General features: G+C 63.7%; 24 protein-coding genes. 14 read left to right on the top strand and 10 right to left on the bottom strand.

All coding sequences use genetic code 11. The features are described from left to right. Positions 1–454: 454 nt before the first annotated feature. Together phbB and EOC83_RS12515 are read right to left on the bottom strand one after the other, a co-directional pair. The gene (phbB, locus tag EOC83_RS12520; RefSeq protein ID WP_013529183.1) at positions 455–1,180 is read right to left on the bottom strand and encodes an acetoacetyl-CoA reductase; all 726 of its coding nucleotides are present in this window, start codon (positions 1,178–1,180) and stop codon (positions 455–457) included. Positions 1,181–1,378: 198 nt separating this feature from the next. Then, complete coding sequence (locus EOC83_RS12515) at positions 1,379–2,557, bottom strand: acetyl-CoA C-acetyltransferase (protein WP_127325941.1); 1,179 nt, start codon at positions 2,555–2,557, stop codon at positions 1,379–1,381. Between the two features lie 86 nt (positions 2,558–2,643). Between EOC83_RS12515 and EOC83_RS33565 the strand changes: the two genes are divergently transcribed. Both EOC83_RS33565 and phaR read left to right on the top strand, forming a co-directional pair. Further along, positions 2,644–2,772, top strand: a complete 129-nt coding sequence (locus EOC83_RS33565) for a hypothetical protein (RefSeq protein WP_255337222.1) — start codon at positions 2,644–2,646, stop codon at positions 2,770–2,772. Between the two features lie 84 nt (positions 2,773–2,856). Continuing rightward, positions 2,857–3,468 carry a polyhydroxyalkanoate synthesis repressor PhaR gene (gene phaR, locus EOC83_RS12510; protein WP_063169186.1) on the top strand — a complete coding sequence of 204 codons (612 nt, stop codon included), beginning with the start codon at positions 2,857–2,859 and terminating at the stop codon, positions 3,466–3,468. Between the two features lie 21 nt (positions 3,469–3,489). On the opposite strand, the gene EOC83_RS12505 is transcribed toward phaR, so the two are convergent. After that, positions 3,490–4,629, bottom strand: coding sequence for a citrate synthase (locus tag EOC83_RS12505; protein WP_063169185.1), 1,140 nt, complete (start codon positions 4,627–4,629; stop codon positions 3,490–3,492). 92 nt (positions 4,630–4,721) lie between these two features. Between EOC83_RS12505 and EOC83_RS12500 the strand changes: the two genes are divergently transcribed. The 3 genes from EOC83_RS12500 to EOC83_RS12490 all read left to right on the top strand — a co-directional run bounded on the left by EOC83_RS12500 (position 4,722) and on the right by EOC83_RS12490 (position 7,960). Next, positions 4,722–5,810, top strand: coding sequence for a citrate synthase/methylcitrate synthase (locus EOC83_RS12500; RefSeq protein WP_063169184.1), 1,089 nt, complete (start codon positions 4,722–4,724; stop codon positions 5,808–5,810). A 178-nt stretch (positions 5,811–5,988) separates the two neighbouring features. Next, positions 5,989–6,780 (top strand): 3-hydroxybutyrate dehydrogenase, encoded by a 792-nt coding sequence (locus EOC83_RS12495; RefSeq protein WP_063169183.1) that lies wholly within the window; start codon positions 5,989–5,991, stop codon positions 6,778–6,780. Between the two features lie 49 nt (positions 6,781–6,829). Beyond that, complete coding sequence (locus EOC83_RS12490) at positions 6,830–7,960, top strand: patatin-like phospholipase family protein (RefSeq protein WP_027162499.1); 1,131 nt, start codon at positions 6,830–6,832, stop codon at positions 7,958–7,960. A gap of 33 nt (positions 7,961–7,993) precedes the next feature. Here EOC83_RS12490 and EOC83_RS12485 read toward each other — a convergent pair whose 3' ends face one another. Beyond that, positions 7,994–8,590, bottom strand: a complete 597-nt coding sequence (locus tag EOC83_RS12485) for a TetR/AcrR family transcriptional regulator (RefSeq protein WP_013529190.1) — start codon at positions 8,588–8,590, stop codon at positions 7,994–7,996. A gap of 123 nt (positions 8,591–8,713) precedes the next feature. Between EOC83_RS12485 and EOC83_RS12480 the strand changes: the two genes are divergently transcribed. The 6 genes from EOC83_RS12480 (at position 8,714) to EOC83_RS12455 (ending at position 16,892) form a co-directional block, all read left to right on the top strand. Continuing rightward, positions 8,714–9,175, top strand: a complete 462-nt coding sequence (locus tag EOC83_RS12480) for a (2Fe-2S)-binding protein (protein ID WP_063169182.1) — start codon at positions 8,714–8,716, stop codon at positions 9,173–9,175. A 2-nt stretch (positions 9,176–9,177) separates the two neighbouring features. Then, positions 9,178–11,451 (top strand): xanthine dehydrogenase family protein molybdopterin-binding subunit, encoded by a 2,274-nt coding sequence (locus EOC83_RS12475; protein ID WP_063169181.1) that lies wholly within the window; start codon positions 9,178–9,180, stop codon positions 11,449–11,451. Then, positions 11,448–12,056 (top strand): hypothetical protein, encoded by a 609-nt coding sequence (locus tag EOC83_RS12470; protein ID WP_063169180.1) that lies wholly within the window; start codon positions 11,448–11,450, stop codon positions 12,054–12,056. The genes EOC83_RS12475 and EOC83_RS12470 overlap by 4 nt, the downstream gene beginning before the upstream one ends. 155 nt (positions 12,057–12,211) lie before the next feature. After that, complete coding sequence (locus tag EOC83_RS12465; RefSeq protein WP_013529194.1) at positions 12,212–13,387, top strand: efflux RND transporter periplasmic adaptor subunit; 1,176 nt, start codon at positions 12,212–12,214, stop codon at positions 13,385–13,387. 80 nt (positions 13,388–13,467) lie between these two features. After that, positions 13,468–16,641 carry an efflux RND transporter permease subunit gene (locus EOC83_RS12460; RefSeq protein ID WP_063169179.1) on the top strand — a complete coding sequence of 1,058 codons (3,174 nt, stop codon included), beginning with the start codon at positions 13,468–13,470 and terminating at the stop codon, positions 16,639–16,641. A gap of 92 nt (positions 16,642–16,733) precedes the next feature. Continuing rightward, entirely contained in the window at positions 16,734–16,892 is a 159-nt protein-coding gene (locus EOC83_RS12455) for a DUF3309 family protein (protein WP_013529196.1), read from the top strand. A gap of 57 nt (positions 16,893–16,949) precedes the next feature. Here the strand turns inward: EOC83_RS12455 and EOC83_RS12450 are convergent, their stop codons facing one another. Both EOC83_RS12450 and EOC83_RS12445 read right to left on the bottom strand, forming a co-directional pair. After that, positions 16,950–17,909, bottom strand: a complete 960-nt coding sequence (locus EOC83_RS12450) for an SDR family oxidoreductase (RefSeq protein WP_063169178.1) — start codon at positions 17,907–17,909, stop codon at positions 16,950–16,952. A gap of 91 nt (positions 17,910–18,000) precedes the next feature. After that, on the bottom strand, positions 18,001–18,210 hold the full coding sequence (locus tag EOC83_RS12445; protein ID WP_063169177.1) for a DUF680 domain-containing protein: 210 nt from the start codon (positions 18,208–18,210) through the stop codon (positions 18,001–18,003). Positions 18,211–18,324: 114 nt separating this feature from the next. Between EOC83_RS12445 and EOC83_RS12440 the strand changes: the two genes are divergently transcribed. After that, positions 18,325–19,233 carry a LysR family transcriptional regulator gene (locus EOC83_RS12440; RefSeq protein ID WP_063169176.1) on the top strand — a complete coding sequence of 303 codons (909 nt, stop codon included), beginning with the start codon at positions 18,325–18,327 and terminating at the stop codon, positions 19,231–19,233. Here the strand turns inward: EOC83_RS12440 and EOC83_RS12435 are convergent. From EOC83_RS12435 to EOC83_RS12425, 3 genes are all read right to left on the bottom strand, one after another. Next, complete coding sequence (locus EOC83_RS12435) at positions 19,197–20,372, bottom strand: MFS transporter (protein WP_063170353.1); 1,176 nt, start codon at positions 20,370–20,372, stop codon at positions 19,197–19,199. The two genes, EOC83_RS12440 and EOC83_RS12435, sit on opposite strands and share 37 nt — an antisense overlap. 117 nt (positions 20,373–20,489) lie before the next feature. Then, a complete protein-coding gene (locus tag EOC83_RS12430) occupies positions 20,490–20,798 on the bottom strand; it encodes a DUF1244 domain-containing protein (RefSeq protein ID WP_063170352.1) in 309 nt (102 codons plus the stop codon). An 11-nt stretch (positions 20,799–20,809) separates the two neighbouring features. Continuing rightward, the gene (locus tag EOC83_RS12425; protein ID WP_024502956.1) at positions 20,810–21,607 is read right to left on the bottom strand and encodes an N-formylglutamate amidohydrolase; all 798 of its coding nucleotides are present in this window, start codon (positions 21,605–21,607) and stop codon (positions 20,810–20,812) included. A gap of 245 nt (positions 21,608–21,852) precedes the next feature. Between EOC83_RS12425 and EOC83_RS12420 the strand changes: the two genes are divergently transcribed. Then, positions 21,853–22,341, top strand: a complete 489-nt coding sequence (locus EOC83_RS12420) for a DUF1036 domain-containing protein (RefSeq protein ID WP_063169175.1) — start codon at positions 21,853–21,855, stop codon at positions 22,339–22,341. Then, positions 22,338–23,774, top strand: coding sequence for a pyruvate kinase (pyk, locus tag EOC83_RS12415; RefSeq protein WP_013529204.1), 1,437 nt, complete (start codon positions 22,338–22,340; stop codon positions 23,772–23,774). The genes EOC83_RS12420 and pyk overlap by 4 nt, the downstream gene beginning before the upstream one ends. Positions 23,775–23,816: 42 nt before the next feature. Here the strand turns inward: pyk and EOC83_RS12410 are convergent, their stop codons facing one another. Next, positions 23,817–24,881: an alpha/beta hydrolase gene (locus EOC83_RS12410; protein WP_063169174.1), complete on the bottom strand. Its 1,065-nt coding sequence runs from the start codon at positions 24,879–24,881 to the stop codon at positions 23,817–23,819. Positions 24,882–24,922 lie beyond the last annotated feature (41 nt).

Raw genomic sequence — 24,922 nt, 5'->3', positions numbered from 1 at the left:
ACGAGACGCACCACATGCTGAATCGCTGAACTGGCCCGTTTCGTGCTAAGAGGGCATTGCCATTAACCTTTGCCGATAAACGATCACAATGGCTTGGCGTGCCTCGACCAAGGTTATGAAATTGTTGATCTTTCTTAATCTGCGTTAAGCAATTGGCAGGGGATTCCGGCTGTCGTCGTTAACGTTCAGCTCAAAGCCGGAACGAATCGGCGACGAATCAGCGATGGCGGAATTTTCCCGTTTTGTTCACCTCAATATCTTGTGTTGTGAACAGCTTATCCACCGAGAATCCACAGGCTTGGAAGCTGGTTTCGCACAGGCCGGCCGGGCCGCTGTTAACCTCTGCGTGCCGGATTGGGTCAGCAGCCGTGCTGTCACTTCGAAGGGACCATGGCGCAAACGAAAAACGGGCCGGCGCGCCGGCCCGTCGATCTCTGCGCCTACATCGCCGTCGTCAGGCGAAATACTGGCCGCCATTGGCCGTGATGGTCGAGCCGGTGATGAAGCCGGCATCTTCGGATGCGAGGAAGACGACGCAGCGCGCGATTTCTTCGGGCTCACCGAGGCGGCCGACAGGAATCTGCGGAATGATGCGCTCGTTGAGCACCTTCTCGTCGATCGCCTTGACCATCTCGGTGGCGATATAGCCGGGACAGATGACGTTGACAGTGATGCCGGCGCGCGCCCCCTCTTGGGCGAGAGCCTTGCTGAAACCGATATCGCCGGCCTTGGCGGCGGAATAGTTGACCTGGCCGGCCTGGCCCTTCTGGCCGTTGATCGAGGAGATGGTGATGATGCGGCCGAACTTGCGGTCGCGCATCCCGCTCCACAGCGGATGCGTCATGTTGAAGACGCCGGACAGGTTGGTGTCGATGACCTCTTTCCACTGCTCACGCGTGATCTTGTGGAACATGGCGTCGCGGGTGATGCCGGCATTGTTGACCAGCACCGAGACCGGGCCGAGATCGGCCTCGACCTGCTTGATGCCGGCGGCGCAGGCATCATAGTCGGCGACCGACCATTTGTAGACCGGAATGCCGGTCTCAGCCTTGAATTTCGCCGCTGCGGCATCATTGCCGGCATAGTTCGCCGCAACCGAATAGCCGACGGTCTTCAATGCGATCGAGATCGCCGCGCCGATGCCGCGCGATCCGCCTGTGACGATTGCTACCTTGGTCATGCATTTCCCCTTTTTTGATATCGCCCTGTTGTCGGGCTTGGCAGGCACTGGATACAGAACGGGCGGCTAAAGCGCGTCGCGCTGAAGTAGGTTCAGGCGATGCGCTTCAGCTGTTTGGTTTTATGCATGTCGGTGTTCCCAAAACCGCTGCGCAGTTTTGGGCGACATGCATGCACGCCGCCCGTTTAGTGACTTTCTTCAGAGTGCTTCGACACACATGGCGACGCCCATGCCGCCGCCGATGCACAGGGTAGCGAGACCCTTCTTGGCGCCGCGCCGGCGCATTTCGAAGACCAGCGTGTTGAAGACGCGAGCGCCGGACGCACCGATCGGATGGCCGATGGCGATGGCGCCGCCATTGACGTTGACGATCGAGGGATCCCAGCCCATGTCCTTGTTGACGGCGCAGGCCTGCGCCGCAAAGGCTTCGTTGGCCTCGACCAGGTCGAGATCGCCGACCGACCAGCCGGCCTTTTCCAAGGCCTTGCGCGAGGCGGGAATGGGTCCGGTGCCCATGATCTGCGGATCGACGCCGGCGGTTGCCCAGGACACGATGCGCGCCAGCGGGGTGATGCCGCGCCTCACCGCTTCCGCTTCGCTCATCAGCAGCGCGCCGGCGGCGCCGTCATTGATGCCGGAGGCGTTGGCGGCGGTTACCGTGCCGTCCTTGTCGAAAGCCGGGTTCAGCTTGGTCATGGCGTCGATCGTGGCGCCGTGGCGGATGTATTCGTCCTGGTCAACGATGGTGTCGCCCTTCTTGCCCTTGATGGTGACGGCGACGATCTCGTCCTTGAACTTGCCGGCCTTCTGCGCGGCCTCGGCCTTGTTTTGCGAGGCGAGCGCGAACTGGTCCTGGTCTTCGCGGGTGATCTGGAACTGACGCGCGACGTTTTCGGCTGTGTTGCCCATGTGGTAACCGTTGAAGGCGTCCCACAGCCCATCCTTGATCATGGTGTCGATCAGCTTGAAGTCGCCCATCTTGACGCCGGCGCGCAGGTGCTGGGCATGCGTCGAAAGCGACATCGATTCCTGGCCTCCGGCGACGATCACCTTGGCATCGCCGATGGCGATCTGCTGCATGCCGAGCGCGATGGCGCGCAGGCCCGAGCCGCAAACCTGATTGAGGCCCCAGGCGGTGGTTTCCTTGGGCAGGCCGGCATTGATCGATGCCTGGCGGGCCGGGTTCTGGCCTTGCGCGGCGGTCAGCACCTGGCCGAGGATGACCTCGTCGACCTCGCCTGGTTCGACGCCGGCACGCGACAGCAATTCCGTGATGACGACGGCGCCGAGCTCATGCGCCGGGGTGGCGGCGAAAGCGCCGTTGAAGGAGCCGACCGGCGTGCGCGCCGCACTGGCAATGACGATGGAAGCGGACATTTTCTTCTCCAGACTTCAAGGGTGTTGCTCTGTCGTTGGGGACTTTTCTTGCCCTTTCCCAACCCCAAGTCAAACCGGAAATGGGCATGGCGCCCATGCGCCGCAAGCAGGCCATGCCTTGCCATGGCGGCCATTCGTCCATTGCTGCGCAGCATATTTTGCCTGCCATGCAGCATTTAGTGATCCCGCACTGCACAAACTGCTTGGAATTGTGAGGCTTTTGCGCATATCCTCAAAAAAGGCACAATCGTTATCGGCGGCTTACTCAGAGGCGCGCCGGTGTCCCCGGGAGGATGTAGATGGCCGCTAAAGACGATCCGATCATCATCAAGAAATACGCCAATCGCCGCCTCTACAACACCGGCACCAGCACCTATGTGACGCTCGAGGACCTCGCCGAGATGGTCAAGAAGGGCGAGGAGTTCACCGTCCAGGACGCCAAGACCGGCGACGACATCACGCATCCGGTGTTGACCCAGATCATCTTCGAACTGGAGAACAAGGACGGGCAGAACATGCTGCCGATCCCGTTCCTGCGCCAGCTCATCGCTTATTACGGTGACCAGATGCAGATGATCGTCCCGAGCTTCCTCGAACAGTCGATGCTTGCCTTTTCCAAGGAGCAGGAGCGCTTTCGCGAGCAGATGAAGGGGGCGCTCGGCAAGTCGCCGCTCGACATGATGAAGATCACCACGCCGATCAAGGCGCTGGAGGAACAGACGCGCCGCAACATGGAAATGTTCCAGAATGCGATGCGGCTGTTCACGCCGTTCCCGCCCGCTGGCTCCGCGCCAGCCGCTGCGACGTCGCCCGAGCCGGCCAGGAAGGAAACGCCTGACAAGCCCGACGATCTTCAGGAACTGAAGGACCAGATCGCGGCCATGCAGCGCAAGCTCGACACGATGTCCTGAGCGCCTGGCGTTCTTGCGGCCTTACACCAGCACGCCCTCATAGCGGCCGCGCGGCCGGATGACACTTCCGCTTGTTATCTGTTCGACCGTGTGCGCGGCCCAGCCGACGCTGCGTGCGAGCGCGAACAGGCGGAACGGTGCATCGCGCGGCAAGCCTAGGCTGCGCGTCAGCGCGGCCAGCCCAAAGTCGATGTTGGGAAGCGCGCCGGTCGCCGCAAAGGCAGCGTCGCGCAGCGACGATAGTGTGCCGTCAACCTCGATCACCGACAGCAGCGCCGCCCCGCGGGGATCGCCGTCAGGATAGAGTTGATGACCGAACCCCGGCAGCGGCCGGTCATGGCTGAGCCAGCGCCGGATCGTCGCATCGGCGCCATGCCGCGCCGCATCCTCGGCCAGTTGCATCACCGCCTCTCCGGCGCCGCCATGGCGCGGGCCTGACAGCGTCGCGAGCCCTGCCAGCAGGCAAGCGGCCAGCGGCGCGCCGGTCGAGGCTGCGACGCGCGCGGCGAAGGTCGACGCATTCAGTTCATGATCGGCAAGCAGGACAAGCGCACGGCGGATCGCATCGGCGCGGCCGGCATCCACCGACCAGTCCTGCGCAAGCCGCTGATGGACGGGATTTGACCCCGCCGGTGCGCCCAGCGCGGCGGCCAGCACGCCGACCGCGTGCGCGGCATCGGTATGCAGCGAGGCGGCGCTGCGCCCGAGCGACGGGCGCCCCTGACCGGCAAGCACGGCAAGTTGCGCAAAGGCCGAGGCTCGGCCAGCTTGATGGGGTGCGTCCGGCGACGCTGCTTCGAAAGCCACCGGTTTCGGCAGAGCCCACAGAACGGCGGCGGCTTCTTCCAGTGTGGCGTGCCCGGAGAGCACTGCGGCGTCCTGCCCGCGATAGATAAGCCGACCGCGCGAGACGGTCGAAATCGCCGTTACGATCGAGGGCTCGCCCCAGGCGATGGCGCTTTCGGCGATGACTGACGGGCTGCGGCCGCGCGCCCGGCGGGTCGCCAGTGCGGCGATATCGTCGGCGCGGTACTGGCTGCGGCGCGGATCGGCGCGGTTGGGCCGCATGCCGATGCGCCCACGGCTGACATAGGCGTACAGCGTCTGCGCCCGCACCTTGAGTCTCTCCAGCGCCTCTTCCCGGGACAACCACTCGGACATATCGAGCCCTGATATTGATTATATTGATCAAGATTGATGGAAACGTTGCCCATCTCTATCTCCGATCCGGAAATGCTTCAAGGAGACAGGCTATGGCGAATGGGCTCGATGATGTGGTGGCGGCGGAAACCGTGCTTTCCGATGTGGATGGTCTTGGCGGCCGTCTGACGATCCGAGGTCATTCGCTGCCGGAACTGGCCGGCCGTTGGAACTATGCCCAGGTGGTTAGGCTGCTGCTCGACGGCTTCTTCAACGACCTTCCCGATGATGCGCAACTGACGCGGGCGCTGGGACAGGCGCGTGCGGACGTGTTCGAACGGCTCTTGCCCTCGCTGCCTTTGCTGGCGCCGCTCGATGTCTACAGCGCCATGCGCGCCGGCATGGCGCAGCTGCCGGATGGCGAGACCTTGACCGACGCCTTGCTGCTGATCGCGGCGCCCGCCGTGCTGACGCCGGCGCTGCTGCGCCTGCGGCGCGGCGAGCAGCCGATCGCGCCGGACAGCCGCACCGATCATGCCGCCGACATGCTGAGGATGCTGGGCGGCCGCGTCGCCTCGCCGGCGCTCACAAAAGCGCTCGACACCTATCTGGTGACCGTCTGCGACCACGGCCTCAACGCATCGACCTTTGCGACGCGCGTGGTCGCCTCCACGCAGGCCGGCCTGACATCCTCTGTGCTGGCCGGGCTTGGCGCGCTCAAAGGGCCGCTGCATGGTGGCGCGCCTGGCCCCGTCATCGAGATGCTGGATGCGATCCAGGCGCATGGCGATGCCGCCGGCTGGCTGCGCAACGAGATCGCGCAGGGCAGGCGCATCATGGGGTTCGGCCATCGCATCTACCGTGTGCGCGATCCGCGCGCCGATGTGCTGAAGGCCGTCGTGCGGCAACTCGGCGGCGAGGGCGAAACCGGTCGCCGGCTGGCCTTTGCGGAGACCGTCGAGCAAACGGCGCTCGAGGTGCTTAGGATCGCCAAGCCGCAGCGTTCGCTGCAGACCAATGTCGAGTTCTACACCGCGCTGGTGCTGCAAGCGGCGGGCTTTCCGCCGCAAGCTTTCAGCAATGTCTTTGCCGCCGGGCGCGTGGCCGGCTGGATCGCGCATGCGCGTGAACAGCAGACGACTGGACGGCTGATCCGACCGCAGTCGCGCTATGTCGGGCCGGTGCCGGACCTGGTCGCCTGAGGTTCTTTCGGCGCCTGGCGAGCGACTCCGATCCGATCAGGATCCTCCTGGTGAGCGGCCGTGTGGCCGCTCATGACGAAAATTTCATCTCGTCGAAAAATTCTGGCCGCTGTTATTGCGTCGCATTGAGCATATATGCTGCACTGCAACATAAGATCGCTCTTGCCGCAACCAGAGGATTTCGACCTTGGCCGCCAGAAAACACGCAGTCATCACCGGCTCCACATCGGGCATTGGCCTGGCCATCGCCCAGGCGTTGGCGGCCGAAGGCCATAATGTCGTCGTCAACTCCTTCTCCGACACGGCTGCCGACCACGCCATCGCTGACGCGATCGCCAGACAGCACAAGGCGAAGACGGCCTATATCAAGGCCGACATGTCGAAGCCGGCCGAATGCCGGGCGCTGATCGCCAAGGCGGCCGAGACATTCGGTTCGGTCGATATTCTCGTCAACAATGCAGGCATCCAGCATGTCGCGCCGGTGGAAGAGTTCCCGATCGAGAAATGGGACGCCATCATTGCCATCAACCTGTCGTCGGCGTTCCACACCATCGCGGCCGCCATCCCGCTGATGAAAAAGGCCGGCGGCGGCCGGATCGTCAACATCGCCTCGGCGCATGGCCTGGTCGCGTCGCCGTTCAAATCGGCCTATGTCTCGGCCAAGCACGGCATCATGGGATTGACCAAAACCGTTGCGCTCGAACTGGCGCGCGAAAAAATCACCTGCAACGCCATCTGCCCCGGCTATGTGCTGACGCCGCTGGTCGAGGCGCAGATCCCCGCCCAGATGAAAGCCCATCAGATGGACCGCGAGACCGTCATCCGTGAGGTCATGCTGGACAAGCAGCCGACCAAGGAATTCGTCACGGTGGAGCAGATCGCGGCAGCGGCGGTGTTCCTGTGCTCGGACGCGGCGGCGCAGGTCAACGGCACGCAACTGTCGGTCGACGGCGGCTGGACCGCCGCGTGAGGCGCAAAACTCTCTCATCCACCCAAAGGGATAGATCAAGGACGACGCCATGACCAAGAACGGCAAGGCGGAGGAGACGAAGAAGATCAACGTAGCGCTTCAGGGCGGCGGCTCGCACGGGGCCTTTTCCTGGGGTGTGCTCGACCGGCTGCTGGAGGACGGACGGCTGGAGATATCAGCAGTGTCCGGCACCAGCGCCGGCGCCATGAACGCGGTGGCGCTGGCCGACGGATATGTGCGCGGCGGAGTCGAAGGCGCGCGGCAAAAACTTGACGATTTCTGGCGCGCGGTGGCGGCCAAGGGGCGGTTCAGCCCGGTGCAGCGCATGCCGTGGGACGTCGCCTGGGGCAACTGGTCGATCGAGAACACGCCCGGCTATCTCTTCTTCGATACCATGTCGCGGGTGTTCTCGCCCTATGTCGCCAACCCACTCGGCCTCAATCCGCTGCGCGACGTGGTGCAGCAGGAGATCGATTTCGAGAACGTCCGCGCCTGCAAGTCGATGGAACTGTTCATCTCGGCGACCAATGTCGAGACCGGACAGTTGCGCGTCTTTTCCGACGGGGAGATCGACCTCGATACGGTGATGGCCTCGGCCTGCCTGCCGCAATTGTTCCGCGCCGTCGAGATCAAGGGCGTGCCCTATTGGGATGGCGGCTATGGCGGCAATCCGGCGCTTTATCCGTTCTTCAAGACGGCTGCGACCGAGGACGTGCTTCTGGTGCAGATCAATCCGGTGGTGCGCGAGGGAACACCAAGAAGCGCCAACGAGATCCAGAACCGCATCGACGAGATCACCTTCAACGCCGGGCTGCTGCGCGAATTCCGCTCGATTGCCTTCGTCAAGGAGCTGATCGCCGCCGGCCGTCTGCCACATGGCGAGTACCGCGACATCCGCATGCACCGCATCGATGCCGACGAGGCGTTCAAGGACCTGTCGGCGTCCTCGAAGGTCAACGCCGAATGGGCGTTTCTGACCTACCTCAGAGATCTCGGCCGCACCGCCGCCAGCGACTGGCTGGAAGAGAATTACGACGCCGTCGGCAAGCGACCGACGCTCGATCTCTCCGGCGAACTGGATGACGGCTTCAAGCCGGTACGCGGTCCGGCACCCGGCCGGCGGGTCAAGGAATTTCTTGCGGCCCGCAAGAACCCGGAGGCAGAGCGCCGGCGCGCCTGAGCGACCAATCGATGTGCATCGATTGGTCCGCAATCATGCTTTCAAGGTCAGGTCGATCACCCTGATCAGGGCAGCGGCTGCCTGCCGCTGCCCTTCCGGATCTCTGATCCGCGCCTTCATGCCTTCCAGCCCGTCGAGCAGCATGTCGGCAAGCAGTTGCGCCGACAGGCCCCTGGCCGCCAGATCGACGCCGTTCCTGGCTGCCTCGCCCTCTATCGCGGCGCCGATGTGTTGGCCAAGCCCGCCGCGCCAGCAGCCCACCAGATCGCCAAGGCTCGATTTCATGTCCAGCAATTCGGCGCCGTGCGGCGAGGCAACGACCGCGCTCATCATCGAGATAAAGGCCTCATCGATGGCTCGCATCATGCGCTCGGTGAAAGGGCCGTCGCCGGATAGGGCAAACCTTGCCGCCTCGACCGAGCGCGACAGGATCATCATGGCGATGGCGCGGAAAATGTCGGTCTTGTTCTTGAACAGGAGATAGAGCGCCGGGCGCGACATGTCGGCGGCACGGGCAATGTCGTCCATGGTGGTGCGCGAGAAGCCATAGGCCAAAAACACCTTCATCGCGCCATCCAGAATACGGACGCGTTTGGGATCGGCGGTGGCGGTGTCTTCGATCTGGTTCATAGAGCAATTCTATCCTGCAAAATCCTAATTGACAAAATGACGAAATTTGTCAATCTGTATCGGAGCGAAACGGCCGGGAGGCCGCTTCGCCCTTGGCAGTGGACGACAACAAAGGGTATCCCCATGCGCCTCACCGTCGACGGTCAGTCATTCGATATCGACGCCGATCCGGACATGCCGCTGCTGTGGGCACTGCGCGATCTCATTGGCAAGACCGGGCCAAAGTTTGGCTGCGGCATCGCCGCCTGCGGCGCCTGCACTGTACATGTCGACGGTCAGCCGGTGCGTTCCTGTTCGTTTCCCGTCGGCGAGGTCGGCGGCGCCGTCACCACCATTGAAGGCATCGGCACGGCAGGCGGACTGCATCCGGTGCAGCAGGCATGGCTGGAGGAACAGGTCGCGCAATGCGGCTACTGCCAGGCCGGCCAGATCATGAGCGCGGTGGCGCTGCTCGATGAAGTCGCCGACCCGAGCGATGCCGACATCGACAACGCCATGGGCGGCAATCTCTGCCGCTGCGGCACCTATCCCAAAATCCGCTCGGCCATCAAAAAGGCCGCGGCGCTCAAGACGGCGGGGCTCTGACCATGGCCAGTGTCGGAAAGATCGCCCGCCGCACGTTTCTGATTGGCGCTGCCGCTGTCGCTGGCGGCGTTGCCGTCGGCTATTACTACTATCGCAAGCCGTTCCCGAACCCGCTCGAGGCCGAGCTTGGCAAGGGCGAGGCGACGTTCAACCCTTATGTGAAAATCGGCGCCGACAACACCATCACCATCGTCGCGCCGCGCGCCGAGATGGGGCAAGGCATCTCGACGACGCTTGCGGCCATGGTCGCAGAGGAACTCGACGTCGGGCTCGACCGGGTCATGGTCGAGCATGGACCGGCATCCCATGCCTATTACAACGCCGCGATCCTCGAGGAGGGCGGTCCGTTCGCCTTCTTCGATGAAAGCCTGACCGCGCAGGCGGTGCGTTCCGGTCTCGGTGTGGTCGGCAAATTCCTTGCCCTGCAGGGCACCGGCGGTTCGGCTTCGACACGCGACGGTTTTGACAAGATGCGGCAAGCGGGTGCCGCTGCCCGGCAGATGCTGGTCGCAGCGGCAGCGCAAAAACTGGGTGTCGCGGCGGCCGATCTGGAAACGGCCGACGGTTCGATCCTGCACAAGGCGTCGGGCAAATCGCTGACCTACGGCGCGGTCGCCGCGGCTGCCGCCGCGATGGCGCGGCCGGCCGAAGTCAGGCTCAAGGACCGGGCCGACTGGAAGCTGCTGGGAAAGCCGCAGAAGCGCATCGACATGCTGGCAAAGCTCACCGGGGCGCCGATCTTCGGCATCGATGTCCGGCTGCCGGAGATGGTCTACGGCACGGTCAAGATGAGCCCGCGCTTCTGGTCGAAGCCGGTCAAGGCGGACCTCTCCAAAGCCGAGAAAATGCCTGGGGTGATCAAGATCGTGCTGCTCGAGACGAATTACGGCCATGGCTTCGGTATCATCGCGAATAATACATGGGCAGCATTCAAGGCGGCCGAGGCGATCGACGCCCAGTGGTCCGATCCTGAATATCCGCTCAGCAGCGCCGCCATTTCAGATGTGCTGAAGCAGGCGCTTGCCACCAAGGGGTCGGTGATGCGCGACAATGGCGATGTCGAAACCGCCTTTGCCGACGCGCCGCGCGAAAGCATCATCGAGGCAGACTATGCCGTGCCCTATCTGGCGCATGCGACGATGGAGCCGATGAACGCCACGGCACAGTTCAGGGACGGTGCGCTCGACATCTGGTGCGGCAACCAGGCGCCGACCCTGGTGCGGCAGCTTTGCGCCAACGCGGTCGGCATCGAGCAGGACAAGATCAATGTGCACACCACCTTCATGGGCGGCGGTTTCGGCCGGCGCGTCGAGATGGACTACGCGCTGTGTGCCGCGCTGATGGCGAAGGAGACGGGCGGACGCCCGATCAAGGTGACGTGGACGCGTGAAGAAGACATGCGGCACGACGCCTATCGGCCGGCTGCTATCGGCAAGTTCCAGGCGCGGCTCGGTGACGATGGCATGCCGATCGCGGTCGACATGAAGATGGCCTCGCCATCGGTGATTGCCGGTACGCTGCGCCGGCTGTTCCCCTCGGTATCGCCGCTCGGTCCCGACAAGACCATTGTCGATGGCGCCTATGACCAGCCCTACACGATCCCGAATTATCGGGTCAGGGGTATCGCGGCGCCGGTCTCCATCCCTGTCGGCTCCTGGCGTTCGGTCGGCAGTTCGGTCAACGGCTTCTTCCATGAGGGCTTCATGGACGAGATCGCGGTCGCCGGAAAAATCGATCCGGTCGAGATGCGCAAGAGACTGATGGCCGCCTATCCCTCGGCGGTGAAGGTGGTCGAGAAAGTCGCCGCGATGGCGAAATGGGGCGAGGCGCTGCCCGCCGGCAAGGCCAAGGGCATGGCCTTCACGCTGTCCTTCGGCAGTTGGGTCGGCGAGATCGTTCAGGTGGCGGACACGCCGGCCGGCATCCGCATCGAGAAGGTGTGGATCGCCGCCGATGTCGGCACCGCGCTCGATCCCGGCATCATCGAGGCGCAGTTGATTTCCGCCGCCATCTACGGCCTTTCGGCGGCGATGGGTCAGGAAATCACCTTCGCCGACGGCATGGTCGAACAGTCGAACTTCCACGATTTCGATGCCATGCGGATCTTCCAGTGCCCGGTCTTCGAAGTCGCCATCCTGGAAAATTTCCACAAGATGGGCGGCGTCGGCGAGATCGGCACACCGCCGGCGGCTCCAGCACTCGCCAACGCCATCTTCGCGCTCACCGGAAAGCGCATCCGCACGCTGCCGCTGTCGAAAACGGTGGCCTTCGCATGAAGAAGCTCCTCATCATGCTGACGCCTGCTGCCATGCTCGTGCTCGCAGCGCCGTTTGCGATTGCGCAAGAGAGCCAGACGCCGGCGCCGGCGACCGTCGACGCGGCGAAAGGCCTGCCCGAATGGGACAAGGTCTATGCGGTGTTCTCGCATCCGCGCTGCGCCGACTGTCATGTCGCGGACGACCGGCCGCGATGGTCGGGTGCGCACTATCGCGGTACGCGCGTTCACGCCTTCAATGTCCAGCGCGGTGCTGACGGGTCGGGCTTCGGCAATCCGGGCCTGCGCTGCACGACTTGCCATTTCTCCAGCAATTCCAAGGCATTGCACGGGCCGCCCGGGGCCGAGAACTGGCATTTGGCGCCGGCCGAGATGGCCTGGTTCGGCAAATCCTCGGCCGAAATCTGCGCCCAGATCAGGGATCCCCTGCGCAATGGCAACCGCAGCTTGAAGGACATCGCGCTGCATGTTCGCGACGACAGATTGGTCGCCTGGGGCTGGGCGCCGGGGCCGGATCGTGAACCGGCTCCGGGCTCTGCCGAAGCGACCTATCAAGCGATCGAAGACTGGGCCGCGGCGGGCGCATCTTGTCCGCCGGGGCAATGATCTTGCAACTTTCAGACTATATTGCGGTGCAACTTTGATGTAGAAGCGCGCTTCGCCGATCACGGCAAATTGAACACGGCTTGGCGCGCACCCATATCGGCGACGCGCCCGCGTTATGAGGACGCTGGCCGAACCCGCAGTGGAAAACAACGACGATGCCGAGAATCAGGTTTCACAAGCTTGCAGCCATTGTTGTGCTCATTGGTTTCGCGGCGTGGATGGCGACAGGCGAGTTTTCGTCGGTCGGCAGCGTAGCCGCCAACAAAGCCAAGGCAGCCGGAGCCGAACAGGCCAAGGCGCCGGACGCGGCCAAGCCGAAGACGGCTGAAGCCGAGCCGAAGGCACCGCTGCGCACCGTTGCGGTGGTGACGCCGCCACGCAAGACCTATGCACGCGCCATCCGCATTTCCGGGCTGACCGAAGCCGACAAGCGGGCGGTGCTGGCGACGCGCGTCGCCGGTGTCATCGACAAGCTGCCTGTCAAGCAAGGCGATCACGTCAAGACGGGGGATCTGGTACTGATGCTTGCGGCGGAAGAAAAGATCTCGATGGTCGACAATGCAAAGCAGTTGGTGGTGCAGCGCCAGGCCGAGTTGGACGCAGCCTTGCGGCTGATGAAGACCGGCAATCTGCCGAAGCTGCAGCTCGACACCGCGCGCTCGAACCTGACCTCGGCGCAGTCGCAACTGGAAACGGCACAGGCCGAACTCGACCGCAACGAGGTGAAGGCGCCCTTCGACGGCGTTATCGACCGGGTGCCGGTGGAACTTGGCAGTTCCATCATGCAGGGCGGCGAGGTGGCAACCATCCTCAAGCTCGATCCGGTGATTGCCCGCGGCGAAGTCAGCGAGCGCGATCTCGGCTACCTGAAACTCGGGGACAAGGCCACCATACGGCTGGTCAGCGGCCAGACTGTCGAAGGCACCGTGCGCTACATCAGCCGCGACGCCTCTTCGGCGACCCGCACCTTCCGCGTCGAGGTTGCCGTCCCCAATGCCGACGGCTCCGTGCCGGCCGGCATGACGGCGGAAATCGCACTCAGCGCGTTGCCGACCGATGCGGTGCTGCTGCCGCGCTCGGTGGTGACGCTCGGCGACAAGGGCGACCTCGGCATCCGTGCCGTCGGCAAGGACAACAAGGTTGCGTTCTTCCCCATCGACCTCGTCGACGACACGCCGACCGGCCTGGTGCTTGGCGGCATCCCTGCCGATGCGCGCATCATCGTTGCCGGCCAGGAACTGGTGAAGGAAGGCGATGAGGTCAAGCCGGTCGAAGCCGACCAGGCAACCATCCAGAAACTGCTGGGCGAAGCGACCGCCGGCACGCAGTAGCATGGGGTACGGCGGACAGACCCCGGGCGGGGACACTTGGCTGCGACGCAGCTCGTGAAATTCAAGAACAGGCGTTAGCCATGGATATCGTCAGACTCGCAATCAACAATGCCCGCCTGACCATTTCGGTCCTCGTCTTCCTTCTGCTCGCCGGCTGGGTCGCCTATCAGTCGACGCCGAAGGAAGCCGAGCCCGACGTTCCGATTCCGATGATGTATATCAGCCTGATCTATCAGGGCATTTCGCCTGAGGATTCGGAGCGCCTTCTGCTGCGGCCGATGGAAAGCAAGCTGAAGAGCCTGAAAGGCCTCAAGGAAATGCGCTCGGCCGCCTTCCAGGGCGGCGGCTATGTGCTGGTCGAGTTCCAGCCGCAGACAAATCTGGCGACGGCCTTGCAGGACACGCGCTCCAAGGTGCAGGACGGCAAGGCCGACCTGCCGCAGGCGGCCGAAGAGCCGGTCGTTACCGAAGTCAACATCTCCGAATTCCCCGTCCTCGTCGTCACCCTGTCGGGCGAATTGCCCGAACGCGTGCTGACCGCCGCCGCGCGCGAACTGCGCGACCGTATCGAGGAAGTGCCAGGCGTCCTGGAGGGCTCGTTGCAGGGTTCGCGCGACGATCTTGTCGAAGTCGTCATCGATCCGATGAAACTGTCGTCCTACGGGTTGCAACTCGATCAGCTGATCGGCGCTGTCGGGGCCTCCAACAGTCTGGTCGCCGCCGGCAATATCGAAGGCTCGGAAGGCAAATACGCCGTCAAGGTGCCGTCACTGATCGAGACGCCCGAGGACGTGGCGGCCTTGCCCGTGGTCGCCGGCCCCAATGCCGTGGTGCAGGCCAAGGACATCGCGACGATCCGCTCGACCTTCGCCGATGCCACGACGATCACGCGCCTCAATGGCAAGCCGGCCATCGCCATCGAAGTCAAGAAGCGCATCGGCGCCAATCTGATCGACACGCTCGCCAAGGTGAGGGAGGTGTCCGACGCCTACGTCAAGACGATGCCGCAAGGCATGAACGTCACCTACACGCAGGACAAGTCGGTCTTCGTCAACCAGTTGCTCGGCGATCTGCAGAACCACGTCATGATCGCCGTCATCCTGGTGTTCATCGTCATCCTCTACGCGCTGTCGGGTCGTGCCTCGCTGCTGATCGGCCTGGCCATTCCGTCGTCTTTCCTGATCGGCATCCTGCTGCTGGCGATGATGGGCTACACGATCAACATGATCGTGCTGTTCAGCCTGATCCTGGCTGTCGGCATGCTGGTCGACGATGCCATCATCGTCACCGAGTTCGCCGAACGGCGGATGAGCGAAGGCATGCCGAAGGCGGAAGCCTTCGCATTGGCCGCCAAGCGCATGGCCGGTCCGGTCATTGCCGCGACGATGACGCGCATAGCCGCCTTCTCGCCACTGCTGTTCTGGCCGGGCATCATCGGCGACTTCATGAAGTACATGCCGATCACCCTGATCGTCACGCTATCGGCCTCGATGCTCTATGCGCTGGTGTTCGCGCCGACGCTGGGGGCGATCTTCGCCAAGGCGCCGGAGCATCATGAGGATGATAATCGCGACGGCTGGTACATGGCGATCGTCAAGCAGGCGGTGCGGTTTCCGATTACGGTGGTTTTGCTGACGGTCGCTCTGCTGTTCGGCGTCGGCTTTGCCTATTCGAAATATGGCGCCGGTGTCGAATTCTTCCCCAGTGTCGAGCCCGACTACGGCCTGCTCTACGTGCACGCGCGCGGCAACCTTTCGCTGGCCGAAATGGATACGGCGACCAAGATTGCCGAAAACAGGATGCTCGGCTGGCCCGGCATCAAGTCGGTCTACACCCGCGTCGGCAAGACACAAGGCGGCGGCCAGGATGTCCCTGAAGACGTCGTCGGCGTCATCCAGTACGAATTCATAGATTGGCGCGAGCGCAAGTCGGCGAACCAGATCCTGAACGATTTGCGCGGCGTCATGGCCGGCATTCCCGGCGTCGATGTCGAGGTGCGCGTGCCGGAGGCCGGTCCGCCGACCGGCAAGCCGATCCAGATCAGGCTTTCGGCCGTCGACCCCAAGGGGCTCGACGACAAAGCGCGCGCGGTTGCGGCACGCATCGGCAAGGTGCCTGGCGTCATCGACATTTCCGACGGCCTCCCGCCACCCGGCGTCGACTGGGCGCTCGAGGTCGACCGTGCCAAGGCAGCGCAATATGGCATCAGCCCAACCGCTGTCGGCACAGTGGTGCAACTGGTGACCAACGGGCTGAAGCTTTCGGAATACCGGCCTGCCGGCGCCGACGACGCCGTCGACATCAGGCTGCGTCTGCCGGAAGACCGGCGCACGCTGTCGACGCTCGACGAGCTCAGGGTGCAGACCTCGCAAGGCTCGGTGCCGATCTCGAATTTCGTCGTGCGCAAGCCGGAGCCGACGGTCGGTATCCTCAACCGTATCGACGGCGCGCGCACGGTGGTCGTCCAGGCAAACGTTGCCGCAGGCGCCCAGGTCGCGGCCGTGCAGGCGGAGGTCACCAAGGCCGTCTCCGGGATGGATCTCGGCAGCGGCATACGTTGGAAGCTGGCCGGCTCGAACGAAGACAGCGCCGAGGCCAGCGCCTTCCTTGGCAAGGCGTTCGGGGCGGCGATCTTCCTGATCTTCCTGGTGCTGCTGATGCAGTTCAACAAATTCACCAGCGTGCTGATGGTGCTGTCCTGCGTGGTCATGGCGACGGTTGGCGTGTTCCTGGGGCTGCTGATCACAGGCGAGACCTTCGGCATCGTCATGTCGGGCATTGGCGTCATCGCTCTGGCCGGCGTGGTGGTGAACAACAACATCGTGCTGATCGACACCTATGACCGGCTGCGCGAAGAAGGCTGGGACAAGATGGACGCGGTGCTGCAGACCTGCCGCGAGCGCGCCCGGCCGGTGGTGCTGACGGCGGTGTCGGCGATCCTCGGCGTGTTGCCGATCGCCTTCGGCCTTGGGCTGGAAATCTTCCATCACGAGACGACGATCAACGCGCCGTCGACGCAATGGTGGATTTCGCTGTCCTCGGCGATCGTCTTCGGCCTGTCCTTCGCCACCTTGCTGACGCTGGTGGTGACGCCGTCGATGCTGATGATTTTCACGCGCAGCAAGAACAGCCGCTTCTATGCGTTTTTCCGCCGGCTGTTCCGGCGCGGCAAGGGAACGGTTTCGCCGACCGACAGGCCTGGCCAGGAAGCAGGCGACGAACCGGAAATCGCCTTTCCGAAAGCCGCCGAATAGACCCCATCGCCGATTTGACCGCAGAGGCCGCCCGGAACAACCGGGCGGCCTCTGCATTGTCTCTGAGCGAAACGTCGAAGCGAGGGCTTCTCATGCCGATCACCACCATCGTCATCATCGTCCTGATCCTTGTCCTCATCGGCGCGGTGCCGGCCTGGCCGCATTCGCGCTCCTGGGGTTATGGGCCGTCGGGTATTGTCGGCGTCGTGCTGGTGGTGCTCATGGTGTTGCTGTTGATGGGACGGCTCTGAGGCGCCCTCTCGTGGATTGTTCAGTGTGCAGAGGGGCGGCGCCCATGATCGCGGGAGTCAGGCAGCTTTCGCAACGCCATTCACGGTGGCAATGCCGATATCGCCAAGAGCTTCAGCAACCGCCTGATCCAACGGCGTGTGCGGGATCTCGCCGACGATGCCTTCCAGCCGTATCGAAGCCAGCTGATGCGGCTCGAAGCGCAGGTAGGACATGGAGACGATCTCGCGCCACATCGCCACGAACGGGCTGCCAGCGCGCAGCACCCACCAGGGCATCGAAGTCATCTTGAGCGGACGACCAATAGCCTTCTCGGCAGCGGCCTTGATCTGCAGATCGGTGACCGCGTGGCCCGGAAAGTTCAGCGCTTCATAGAAGCCGAGCTTGTCCAGATTGCGCGCCAGCGCGACGAAACCCACAGCGAAGTCAGGCAGATAGGCCCATTCATGCACGAGCTCGACCGGGCCAGGCGCGGTGTAGATACCTTTGTTGATCTTGGCGGCAACGATCAGGTCGAACCATGATCCGCTGCCGGTGCCGCCGAAGAAATCGCCGGCCCGCAGAAGAATGGTGCGGACGCGGCTCGCGTCGGCCTCGCGACGAAACAACTCCTCCATGGCGCAGCGGATGCGGCCCTTTTGCGTGCTCGGGTGGAAGGGTGTGTCTTCCGATATCACCGCCGGCATCGGCGAGCCGTAATTGTAAACGGTGCCGGGGAAGAGGTGCAGTGCGCCGTTCGCGTGGCAGGCGGCCATGACATTCTGCGCCATCGGCAGGCACTTGCCCCAGTCGGTGTAGATCGGGTTGAGGCCGTTGAAGACGATATCGACACCTTGCGTGGCGCGGATGAGGGCCTCGCGGTCGAGAGCGTCACCGGCAACGGCCGTGGCGCCCTTGAGTTCGGCCGGTACCTTGCCGTTGCGGGTGACGGTGCGGACCTCGTAGCCCGCGTCGATGAAGGCCTTGGCGACCACGCGGCCGAGCCGGCCACCGGCACCGAGAATTGCGATCTTGGTCATTGGAAGCACTCCTGGTTGGGATTTAGGTGGTCGGTCGGGCGATCGGTACCAGCGACAGCGCGATCGGGATCAGCGACAAGCGCGATCGGGATCAGCGGCTGCCGAAGAGGTCGCGGTTGCTGCCCTGTGTGACCGGCTTCCGGATGGCCGCATCGGGGTTGTGAATCGAAGCGGTGGTCGTGTCGTCGGTGCTGGTGGCGGCCGGCTGGCTGGCGTCGTTCGAACCAAACTTGTCGCTGCCGGCAAAAGCGGCGCTGACGGAAATGAGGATAGCGGCGGTGGTGAGAGCGATCTTGGTCATCTGAGTTCTCCTGGTAGGTGTTTGCAGTCCGTGTTGGTGTCTGCAGCTGGAATATGGGCGCTTCGAATACGAATGGAAATTGACTAAAGGTGGCGTTCTGATATTCATAAATGAATGGCAGAAATCGACTGGAACCTGATCAAGAGCTTTGTCACCGTGGCGGAATCCGGCAGCCTGTCGGCTGCCGCGCGAAAGCTTTCGGCCAGCCAGCCGACGCTTGGCCGTCACATCGGCGAGTTGGAACAGGCGCTGGGCGTCACGCTGTTCCGTCGAGGACGGCACGGCTACGAACTGACGGAGGCCGGCAGCACGCTGTTGGAACGCGGCAAGGCGGTCAGCGAGCAGGCAAGCGCCTTCTCACTCCTGGCACTGGGTTCGGTCGAGGCTATCGAAGGCACGGTGCGTATCGCCGCCAGCGAGGTCGTGGCGGCCTATGTCCTGCCTGAGATGACGATGCGGCTGGGGATCGAGGAGCCCGGCATCGAGGTCGAGATCGTCGCTTCCAATCAGGTTGAGAACCTGCTGCGTCGAGATGCCGACATCGCCATCCGCATGGTCAAGCCGGCGCAGAACGAGCTGATGGCACGCAAGGTCTGCGACATCGAGCTCTGCGCCTGCGCGGCCAAATCCTATCTCGACAGGCGCGGCCGTCCGCTGAAGCCTGCCGATCTTGTCGGCCACGATCTGGTCGGCTTCGACCGCGGCGACGAGATCATCAGGGGTTTTACCCAGCACGGCATCCCCGTCACCCGGAGCAGCTTCCGCTTCAGGACCGACAACCAGATGGTTTTGTGGGAAGCGGTGCGGGCGGGAAACGGCATTGGTCTTGGCCAGGAGCCGCTGGCCGACAGGGATCCTTTGATTGAGAAGGTGCTGCCTGACCTGCCGCTGCCAGTTCTGCCGGTGTGGCTGGCGATGCATCGCGACGTGCGTACCAGCGTGCGCATCCGCCGTGTGGTGGATTTCCTTCACGAGGAGCTGAAACGCTATTCTGCGGGTGCTGGCGCGAATTCGGCGCGGTGAGCGAGCCCGGCCATCAGCAACACGATGATCAGCAGTCCCGACATGGTGATGAAGATCGGGCCGAAGCTGGAATGCTCGGCAACGAAGCCGATCGCCGACGGCGCCACCAGTATGCCGCAGTATCCGATCGTTGTGACCACGCTCATGCCGGTGCCGGAAGACATGCCTTCCTGGTTGCCGCCGGCCGAAAAGATGATCGGCACCATATTGGCGATGCCGAAGCCGCAAAAGGCAAAGGCTGCAATGGCGAGCCAGGGCGAGGGCGCCAGGCCAGCCACCAGCATGCCGACCGCGGCTACGAGGGCCGACGCGCGTAGCGTCGTCACCGCGCCGAAGCGATTGCGTATGCCGTCGCCGAAGAACCGCGTAACCGCCATGACGCCTGAAAATCCGGCGTAGGCGAGGCCGGCGACGGCGAGATCGGCGCCGAGCTCCTGGCGCAGATACAGGGCTGCCCAGTCGAGCACCGCGCCCTCGGAGATCATCGCCAGTAACGCCATCAGCCCGATCAGATAAACCAGCGGGTTTGCCGGCAGTGCGAATTTGTGGTGCTCGGCCGCCTGCGGTCTGTCTTCGGCGAGGAGATAGCGAACGGCCACCGCGATCACCGCGAAGGCAAACGCCGTTACTGCCGCCGCGTGGACGAGGTGGCCGTAATGCTGGATGGCAAAGCCGCCGAGGCCGCCACCGGCAAAACCGCCGAGACTCCAGAAGCCGTGCGAAGACGACATGACGGCGCGGGAGAGCCGCCGTTCGACCACCACGGCGTTGGCATTCATCGCAACGTCCATGCCACCGATCGAGCCGCCGAAGATGATCATGGCAACGGCCGCCAAGGGTACGTCGGGCGCCAGCGCCACGACCATGAGACCGAGGCTGCCGCACAGGGCGAACCAACGCAGTACGGTGCGCGAACCATGTCTGGAGATCAAATGGCCACACCAGGTCATCGCGACGACGGCGCCGACCCCAAACAACAGAATCAGCAGACCGAGCGTGAACTTCGAAATCTCCAGCCGGGTCAGGAACACCGGAATCTGCGGCGCCCAGCTGCCCGTCAGGAAGCCGTTGGCGAGGAAAATGGCCGCGAGCGCCCATCGGCCGCGAATGGCAGTCAGCTTGGCAGTTGACGCGTTCATGAGGCGAATCCCGCAAGAAATGGCTTCGCGCGGCAAATTAGATCGATTCAATTTTCAGTCAAGGCTCTTTCGGGAAGCATTTTTTGAGCCAAACACAGCCTTGAGTGATCGCCGGCCTTAATGGTCCTTGTGGCGCCTTGCCTCGAATTCGGCCTTCTTGGCGTCGGAGGCCTCGGTCTGGTTGAGCGCCTGCCATTGCGCATAAGGCATGCCGTAGACGATCTCGCGCGACTGATCCTTGGTGAGACCGACGCCCTCGGCATTGGCCGCCTCGCGATACCAGTTCGACAGGCAGTTGCGGCAGAAGCCGGCGAGGTTCATCAGGTCGATGTTCTGCACGTCGTTGCGTTCGCGCAGATGCTCGACCAGCCGGCGGAAGGCGGCCGCCTCGAAATCGCGTTGCTGCTCGTCGCTGAGTTCGGTCATCGAAACCTCCGTCATAGCGGCCCGGTGCGCGAGCCGAACATCTTCACCACATGTATATCGGGACGGCGGTCGATGGCGTCAACGATCGGCGCCAGCCGTTCGGCCCAGGCGAGCGCGCCCTTCTGGTCCGATATCAAATCCTGTCGGATCTCGATCAGCGCATGGGCGAAGCCGTTGACGATGGCGTGCTTGTACATGGTGTCGCCGCGCAGCGCGCCGTCATAGGGTTCGTTGTCGCCGACGACGAGGTTCCTGTCCTGCGCCAGCATGTCTATCAACGGCCGCGCCACGCGGTCGTCGAGGTCCCACAGGATGCCGACGTGCCAAGGACGCTGGATTCCTTGCATGGCCGGGGTGAAGGAATGCACCGAGAAGATGAAGGGCGCCTGGGCGGAAGCCTGTGCGACCGAGGCGATCATGGCGCTGACGGCGTCGTGATAGGGCCGGTAGAACCCGTCGAGCCGCCTCTCGCGCTCCTCGGCAGCGATGGGGTAGTTCCCAGGTACGACCGTGCCGTCATAAAGCTGGCGAATGAGCGTCGGGTCGTCTTCGCCGCGATTGGGATCGATCAGCAGCCGCGAAAAATTGGCGAGCACCGCTGGCACGCCCAGCAGGGCAGCCAGTTCGCGCGTCACGCCCTCGACGCCGATGTCATAGGCGATGTGGCGGTCGAACTCCGCTGAGGGCAGGCCGAGGCTGCCATAGTCGTCGGGCAGGTCGCGACGGGCATGATCGCCCAACAGCACGATGCCTCGCTTGCGGTCGCCCTCGATGATGTCGAAAGGCGCGAAAACTGTGGATCGGGTCATTGGCGGGAAATGGTCTGTTCGCTGGCTTCCGGGGAGGATGCTATCGTCATTCCACGAAGACGACGCTTGCGCAATGCCGTTGTTTGGCCAAGGTTTCCCGGGAAATCTGGCACAAGTCGGCGAATTGTGCGCCGGAGCCTTTCTAAATCGATTGGAATTGGACAAAACGGTGCGTTGACATGCGCCCGGACTTTTCCGAAAAGGGGCGCAGAGAGATGCTGATGTGGTTTTTGAGGGGTTTTCGGATGAGTTCCGCCGGCGGGCAGCGCATGCGCTCTGCCTTTGCCATGCCGCTCCTCACTCTTGCCATCGGCCTGCCGGCCATGGTCGTGGCTTCGCCGGCGCGTGCCGATTTCCGCGTCTGCAACGCCACGCAGAACCTGGTTGGTGTCGGCATCGGCTATCGCGCCAAGGCCGGCTGGATCACTGAAGGCTGGTGGCACATCGAGGGATCGAGCTGCAAGACGCTGATCGAAGGGCCGCTGTCATCAAGGTTTTACTATCTTTATGCAGAAGACGCCGAACGCGGTGGACGCTGGGACGGCCCGATCAACATGTGCGTGGCTGAAAAAGAGTTCAAGATCGCAGGCGTAACCGACTGCGTCGCCCGGGGCTTTCAGCGCGCCGGATTCCAGGAATATGACACGGGCGAACAGGCAAGCTGGATGGTCCAGCTGACCGATGAGTCCACAACGGGAGGCGCTCCAGCCACCCCGGGAACAAACAGTCAATGAGACGTAGCCGCAAGGTCAAGATCCTAGCCACCATCGGTCCTGCCTCCTCCTCGGAGGAGATGCTGAAGAAACTGTTCGAAGCGGGCGCCGATGTGTTCCGCATCAATATGAGCCATACCGACCATGAACTGATGCGCACGCTGGTCGGACGCATCCGCGCTGTCGAGGAAGCCGTTGGCAGGCCGATCGGCATCCTCGCCGATCTGCAAGGGCCAAAGCTGCGCGTCGGCAAGTTCGCCAACGGCAAGGAAGTGCTGACGCAAGGCCAGACCTTCACGCTCGACGACAATCCCGAGCCCGGCACCTCGACCAGGGTCTATCTGCCGCATCCGGAAATCCTGAGCTCGGTCGAAGCCGGCCATCGCCTGCTGATCGACGATGGCAAGCTCGAGCTGAAGGCGGTGAAGAGCGACGGCAAGTCGATCGTCTGCACCGTCGTCGCCGGCACCACGATTTCCGACAAGAAGGGCGTCAGCCTGCCTGACACCGACCTGCCGGTCGGCGCGTTGACCGAGAAGGACCGCAAGGACCTCGATGCCGTGCTGGCCACAGGCGTAGACTGGGTGGCGCTGTCCTTCGTGCAACGGCCGGAGGATCTGGCCGAAGCGCGCAAGATCGCACGCGGCCGGGCGCTGATCATGGCCAAGATCGAGAAGCCGCAGGCTGTCGCCCGGCTGGCCGAAATCATCGAACTGTCCGACGCGCTGATGGTCGCCCGCGGCGATCTCGGCGTCGAGATGCCGCTCGAGGCGGTGCCCGGTATCCAGAAGCAGATCACGCGCGCCGCACGCCGCGCCGGCAAGCCGGTGGTGGTTGCAACGCAGATGCTGGAATCGATGATCACGGCACCGGTGCCGACCCGCGCCGAGGTGTCCGATGTTTCGATCGCCGTCTTCGAAGGCGCCGATGCCATCATGCTGTCGGCGGAATCGGCGGCGGGTGCCTATCCCGTCGAGGCCGTGGCAATGATGAACCGTATCGCCACCAAGGTCGAGACCGATCCGACCTATGCCGGCATCATCAACGCCCAGCGCTCCGAGCCGGAAGCGACCGGCGCCGACGCCATTTCGCTGGCCGCGCGCGAGATCGCCGAAACGCTGAAGCTGTCGGCGATCATCACCTACACCGCATCAGGCACCACAGGCCTGCGCGCCGCCCGCGAGCGGCCGCAAGTGCCTGTTATCGCGCTGTCGCCGATCCTCAACACGGCGCGGCGGCTGTCGCTTTTGTGGGGCACGCATTGCGTTGTCTCGCCCGACGCCGTCGACCTCGACGACATGGTCAACCGCGCCTGCCGCATCGCCTTCGACGAAGGCTTCGGCAAGCCGGGCGACCGCGTCATCATCACCGCGGGCGTACCGCTGCGGACACCGGGTTCGACCAACATGCTGCGCATCGCCTATATCGGGTCGGACACACAAGTCAGCCGCTAGATTCCCAAAGCGTGTCGGCTCTGAACGGTTCGGGCGACCGCCTTAGGTCGGCGCGAGTTCGGCCTGCGGTACCTTGATATCGGCGCATCTGCCGGCGCCGTAGGCGTCGCCGGCGATGCGCGCCTCCACGGTCCTGGCCATCGCCTGCAGGTCGACACTCTTGCCGGCGACCTTCTCGATGGCGCCGACGGTCAGGTCGGGCGCCATCCAGTCTGGCTTGTGACCGAGATTGTGCACCCAGACGAGTTCGGCACCGGCAATGTCGCGCGCCAGACCGACCGAATGGATATGTGCATAGACCACCTTGTCGCGATCGCCTGAAATGACCACGGTTGGCGCCTTGATCTCGTTGTAGCGCGGTGCGGCGTCGAGGGCATAGCGATAGAGCCCGGCGACATCGGTGGCGTTGGCGCGAAAGGCTTTTGGTCGCAGCACCAGCGGGATAGAGGCCATTCCGAGATAATTGTCCGGCACCTTGTTGGGCGAGAAAACGCAGGTGGTGGCGTCGGCCATCTGCAGTGTACCGGCCGGATAGGTCAGCGTTTCGGAAAACAGCCAGCCGAGCACGGGAATGGTGGTCAGATCGTAGTACCAGGCGGTTGCGCCGCCCGGCCATGGATGGGTCGCCGGTGCGAGGAAGACCAGTCCAAGTGTCTTGTCTGGATGCTCGCGGCCAAAGGCCGATGTCACCACGCCGCCGAAGGAATGGCCGACGATGACAGCCTTCCTGATGCCGAGATGGTCCATCAGTGCGGCAATGGTGTTGGCCTGCGCCGACGGGTTCTCGTTGTTGGTGCCGCGACCCGACCAGCCGTGGCCTGGCCGGTCGAAGAACAGCATTTCGGCGCGGCCTTCGAGCAAGGGACGCAGCGGCAGCATCTGGTCCCTGAGATTGGCGCTGGCGCCGTGGATGAAGACGATCGGCGGCAGCTCGGCGTTGGCGGGTGCCGGAACATGGACATAGTGGATGCGGGCGCCGTCGATGTCGGCGAACTCGCCGAACGGCGGATCGCGGTGCTCGATCAACCATGAGCCGACGCGGGTGATGCCGACAAAGCCGAAGACAAGCGCCATCAGGAAGGCAAGGGCGGCGTAGATCAGGTTCATGGGGAAGATACGGAAGTGGAGGGGGGTAGGTTGTAGGGGAG

It is taken from the genome of Mesorhizobium sp. Primo-A, from assembly GCF_003997175.1.
Classification (GTDB): Bacteria; Pseudomonadota; Alphaproteobacteria; order Rhizobiales; family Rhizobiaceae; genus Mesorhizobium; species Mesorhizobium ciceri.
This window is presented reverse-complemented; position numbering and strand designations above follow the sequence as displayed.

Bases quoted from the DNA above. Each gene is read 5' to 3' on its own strand.
- phbB (WP_013529183.1), bottom strand. From the start codon at position 1,180: ATGACCAAGGTAGCAATCGTCACAGGCGGATCGCGCGGCATCGGCGCG.
- EOC83_RS12515 (WP_127325941.1), bottom strand. From the start codon at position 2,557: ATGTCCGCTTCCATCGTCATTGCCAGTGCGGCGCGCACGCCGGTCGGC.
- EOC83_RS33565 (WP_255337222.1), top strand. From the start codon at position 2,644: ATGGCGCCCATGCGCCGCAAGCAGGCCATGCCTTGCCATGGCGGCCAT.
- phaR (WP_063169186.1), top strand. From the start codon at position 2,857: ATGGCCGCTAAAGACGATCCGATCATCATCAAGAAATACGCCAATCGC.
- EOC83_RS12505 (WP_063169185.1), bottom strand. From the start codon at position 4,629: ATGTCCGAGTGGTTGTCCCGGGAAGAGGCGCTGGAGAGACTCAAGGTG.
- EOC83_RS12500 (WP_063169184.1), top strand. From the start codon at position 4,722: ATGGCGAATGGGCTCGATGATGTGGTGGCGGCGGAAACCGTGCTTTCC.
- EOC83_RS12490 (WP_027162499.1), top strand. From the start codon at position 6,830: ATGACCAAGAACGGCAAGGCGGAGGAGACGAAGAAGATCAACGTAGCG.
- EOC83_RS12485 (WP_013529190.1), bottom strand. From the start codon at position 8,590: ATGAACCAGATCGAAGACACCGCCACCGCCGATCCCAAACGCGTCCGT.
- EOC83_RS12480 (WP_063169182.1), top strand. From the start codon at position 8,714: ATGCGCCTCACCGTCGACGGTCAGTCATTCGATATCGACGCCGATCCG.
- EOC83_RS12475 (WP_063169181.1), top strand. From the start codon at position 9,178: ATGGCCAGTGTCGGAAAGATCGCCCGCCGCACGTTTCTGATTGGCGCT.
- EOC83_RS12470 (WP_063169180.1), top strand. From the start codon at position 11,448: ATGAAGAAGCTCCTCATCATGCTGACGCCTGCTGCCATGCTCGTGCTC.
- EOC83_RS12465 (WP_013529194.1), top strand. From the start codon at position 12,212: ATGCCGAGAATCAGGTTTCACAAGCTTGCAGCCATTGTTGTGCTCATT.
- EOC83_RS12460 (WP_063169179.1), top strand. From the start codon at position 13,468: ATGGATATCGTCAGACTCGCAATCAACAATGCCCGCCTGACCATTTCG.
- EOC83_RS12455 (WP_013529196.1), top strand. From the start codon at position 16,734: ATGCCGATCACCACCATCGTCATCATCGTCCTGATCCTTGTCCTCATC.
- EOC83_RS12450 (WP_063169178.1), bottom strand. From the start codon at position 17,909: ATGACCAAGATCGCAATTCTCGGTGCCGGTGGCCGGCTCGGCCGCGTG.
- EOC83_RS12445 (WP_063169177.1), bottom strand. From the start codon at position 18,210: ATGACCAAGATCGCTCTCACCACCGCCGCTATCCTCATTTCCGTCAGC.
- EOC83_RS12440 (WP_063169176.1), top strand. From the start codon at position 18,325: ATGGCAGAAATCGACTGGAACCTGATCAAGAGCTTTGTCACCGTGGCG.
- EOC83_RS12435 (WP_063170353.1), bottom strand. From the start codon at position 20,372: ATGAACGCGTCAACTGCCAAGCTGACTGCCATTCGCGGCCGATGGGCG.
- EOC83_RS12430 (WP_063170352.1), bottom strand. From the start codon at position 20,798: ATGACCGAACTCAGCGACGAGCAGCAACGCGATTTCGAGGCGGCCGCC.
- EOC83_RS12425 (WP_024502956.1), bottom strand. From the start codon at position 21,607: ATGACCCGATCCACAGTTTTCGCGCCTTTCGACATCATCGAGGGCGAC.
- EOC83_RS12420 (WP_063169175.1), top strand. From the start codon at position 21,853: ATGAGTTCCGCCGGCGGGCAGCGCATGCGCTCTGCCTTTGCCATGCCG.
- pyk (WP_013529204.1), top strand. From the start codon at position 22,338: ATGAGACGTAGCCGCAAGGTCAAGATCCTAGCCACCATCGGTCCTGCC.
- EOC83_RS12410 (WP_063169174.1), bottom strand. From the start codon at position 24,881: ATGAACCTGATCTACGCCGCCCTTGCCTTCCTGATGGCGCTTGTCTTC.